The sequence below is a fragment of the Aquabacterium sp. UBA2148 genome, from assembly GCF_002328915.1.
Classification (GTDB): domain Bacteria; phylum Pseudomonadota; class Gammaproteobacteria; order Burkholderiales; family Burkholderiaceae_C; genus Aquabacterium; species Aquabacterium parvum.
This window is the reverse complement of record NZ_DCXA01000260.1, coordinates 1-2,881: the sequence shown is the minus strand read 5'-3', so window position 1 is coordinate 2,881 and position 2,881 is coordinate 1. Positions and strand designations below refer to the sequence as shown.

3 protein-coding genes and 1 pseudogene are annotated in these 2,881 nt (G+C 59.6%); 2 read left to right on the top strand and 2 right to left on the bottom strand.

Annotated features, from left to right (window positions below; all coding sequences use genetic code 11):
• Positions 1-97: 97 nt before the first annotated feature.
• Together B2W70_RS14520 and mtnP are read right to left on the bottom strand one after the other, a co-directional pair.
• Positions 98-202, bottom strand: coding sequence for a hypothetical protein (locus tag B2W70_RS14520; RefSeq protein WP_286746736.1), 105 nt, complete (start codon positions 200-202; stop codon positions 98-100).
• A 668-nt stretch (positions 203-870) separates the two neighbouring features.
• A complete protein-coding gene (gene mtnP, locus B2W70_RS14515; RefSeq protein WP_286746734.1) occupies positions 871-1,734 on the bottom strand; it encodes an S-methyl-5'-thioadenosine phosphorylase in 864 nt (287 codons plus the stop codon).
• A gap of 139 nt (positions 1,735-1,873) precedes the next feature.
• Here mtnP and B2W70_RS14510 point away from each other — a divergent pair, with 139 nt between their 5' ends.
• Positions 1,874-2,347, top strand: coding sequence for a hypothetical protein (locus tag B2W70_RS14510; protein WP_286746732.1), 474 nt, complete (start codon positions 1,874-1,876; stop codon positions 2,345-2,347).
• A 5-nt stretch (positions 2,348-2,352) separates the two neighbouring features.
• Positions 2,353-2,881, top strand: a pseudogene (locus B2W70_RS14505) (pyridine nucleotide-disulfide oxidoreductase); the annotation flags it as partial.

Genomic DNA, 2,881 nt, shown 5'->3' with positions numbered 1-2,881 from the left:
GACGCGAGCAGGTGCTTTGGGCTGGCCACGCGACCGCCATGGCGAGGGCCGGCCACGGGTCCTGGCAGGCCGAGGCGCGAGCTGAATTGGGGTGGTGTCAAAAGCCGGAGCCAAGCGCCAGCTTCCGTCTTCCGTCGACCATAAGCAGGCCATGGTTGCGAGAGTGATCATCGACGTTTCTAACCAGGACGTTGAAGGCCATGCGCTTGAACAGCTCGATGCTGGCGCCTGAGTTCCTGGGGGTTTGAGCGCCCGTCTGTCAGTCAACTCATCTCCGTCTCGCGACGGCAAAAGGCTATCGAGATGACGGTAGCGACTGATAGGGCTTTGTTGTCGCAAAACAGCCGTTTCGTGGAGGCAAATGCTGTCGGCTGACTGAGGCCTGTGGTGTTTCCTTGCGTTCAGCGTGTGCGAGCGTTGGTTGACATAATATACATCGTGGCAAGTGTGCTGGCTGCGTTGGGCTGATCAAGTCGCTGTTCGTGGTGGCACCAAGTGAAACCCATCACTTCCTTGGAAGTCAGGCTACGCACGCCGCACCAAAACCGGGCCTATGGCGTCAGTGTGAGTGCTTTGTCATCCCAGCGGCTTCAACGTGAGCAACTTGACTGGTGGCGTTGTTGGATCTGGTGGCAACACCAAGTGAAACCCATCACTACCTTGGAAGTCGGCCTACGCACTTGACACCAAAATTGGGCTTTGGACTTCAGTGTGCGTGCTTTGTCTTCCCGCTGGTTCTAAAGTGAACAACTTGACATCTGCGTCATGGCTTAGCTTGGTAGACCCTAACTACTTTGCTGAGCTAAGTGCACGTCTTGATCAATACAGACTGGTAAGAAAATTCGCAAGATCATTGAGAGCCTGCACAACTCAGAGCAACGCATTCAAACGTTTGCGCGCACCTTCAGGCATTGCGTCTCGTTGTGTAACCAATGCACTTGCCAGCGCAGTGTGAGCGGCTGACATCGGGCGTTCCAGCCCCAGTATCCGAACCGCCTCAACCGCCACAGCCTGAGCGCGCGCAGCGTTCTTCATCAGGTTGGCAATGGCCAGATCGGCGCTGACGTGCGCCTCCTTGGGGTGCCAGCAGTCGTAGTCAGTCACCATGGCCAGCGTGGCATAGGCTATTTGTGCCTCCTTCGCCAGCTTGGCCTCGGGCATGTTCGTCATGCCGATCACGCTGGCTCCCATGGACCGGTACCAGTTGGATTCAGCCATGCTGGAAAACTGTGGCCCCTCGATGCACACATAAGTGCCCTTGCGATGGAGGCGCACTGGGTCAGTCGCCCCCACCTTCTGGACGGCTCTGGCCAGGGCGTCTGCCACCAGCGAACAAACCGGCTCCGCCATGGAGGCGTGCGCCACCGCGCCATCCCCAAAAAAAGTGCTGGCCCGTTGCTTCGTCATGTCGATGAACTGGTCGGGCAACACCATGTCCAGCGGCGCCATGTCCTCTCGCAAGGAACCCACGGCAGAGAACGACAGCAAATAACGCACCCCGCACTGCTTGAGCGCATGGATGTTGGCGCGGTAAGGCACCTCCGAGGGAATCAGGCGGTGCCCCCGGCCATGGCGAGCAAGGAACACCACGTTGATGCCGTCGATCTGCCCGCTGACCAGCACATCAGACGGTTTGCCATAGGGCGTATCGATGTGATGCTCTCGCACATTCTCAAGTGCGCCCATTTGATAGAGCCCGCTGCCACCCAGAATGCCGATTTCAGATTGAACCATGACGGTCTCCTAAACGATGTACGGCCCTGTGTCGCATGCGAGCCCAAATTCCTTACAACTTTCGATGATGGGCCTTGTAAGGATTGAGGCCACACCCGCGACAAAGGGGAAACCCAGTCATTTCACGCCCGAGGTTCACATGAGCAAATCTGTCTTGCTTGCCCGCCCCCACCCGTTCATCGTCAACGAAATGCGCCCCTGGCTGGAAACGGCGGGATTTTCGGTCATCAAGCCCGAGACTGCTGCTGACGTGGCGCAGCGAGCCCATTCTTGTTCGCGCGCGGTGGTGTCCCTGGCGCTGAGTTCGCCCGTGGGCCTGACACCCGAAGAGGTGGTCCAGATTCTGCTCAAAGAGGCGCCTTCAGCCCGAATTCTGTTCGCCGCACTCTTGCCATTTGAAAAGGCGCGTCCTGCGCTGGAGAAGCTCGCGCATCTGGCGGCAACAAGTCAGGGTGGGCGCCCCGCTTCTCTGGTGGACATCGGTTCAGCTGACCCGACGGCTGCTACGGCACTGGGTCGCAACACCACCCTGGCCTACATCGCCAAGGACGATCTGGCCAACGAGGCCCGCAGGGCCCTGGCAGCCAAACACCTCGGCAGGCATTTCGCCTGAGCGACATGCCCCAAACCCGATTGACCTTGGTTGGGGGTGGTCACGCCCACCTGCTGGTGCTGCAGGCCCTCGCGCATCGCCGCCCCCAGGATGTGGAGATCACCCTCATCAGTCCGAGCCGATGGCAGCACTACTCCGGGATGCTGCCTGGGTGGATGGCAAAGCAGTATGCAATCGACGAATGCCGGATCGACCTCCTGCCCCTGCTGCGTCGTGCGCAGGTTCATTTCATTGAAGATCACATCGTGGGCATGGATGCAAATCTGCGATGCGTCTGCCTGAGCGATGGCACACACGTGCACTATGACCTGCTCTCGCTGGACGTGGGCAGCGAGATCAACACTGAATGGCTGGGCGACCTGGGCGTCAAACTGCTGCCCATCAAGCCCTTGGCGACTTTCTCCGAGCAATGGCGGGCCCTCATTGCTCAGGCGCAAAAGTCCGCATCCTGGCGATTGGGCGTGGTCGGTGGCGGCGCGGCCGGTGTCGAGGCGGTGATTGCAGCCGCCCACACCTTGCGCCACGCAGGCGTCT

Excerpts from the sequence above, each read along its gene's own strand:
- B2W70_RS14510 (WP_286746732.1), top strand. The coding sequence starts at position 1,874 with ATGAGCAAATCTGTCTTGCTTGCCCGCCCCCACCCGTTCATCGTCAAC.
- B2W70_RS14520 (WP_286746736.1), bottom strand. The coding sequence starts at position 202 with ATGGCCTTCAACGTCCTGGTTAGAAACGTCGATGATCACTCTCGCAAC.
- mtnP (WP_286746734.1), bottom strand. The coding sequence starts at position 1,734 with ATGGTTCAATCTGAAATCGGCATTCTGGGTGGCAGCGGGCTCTATCAA.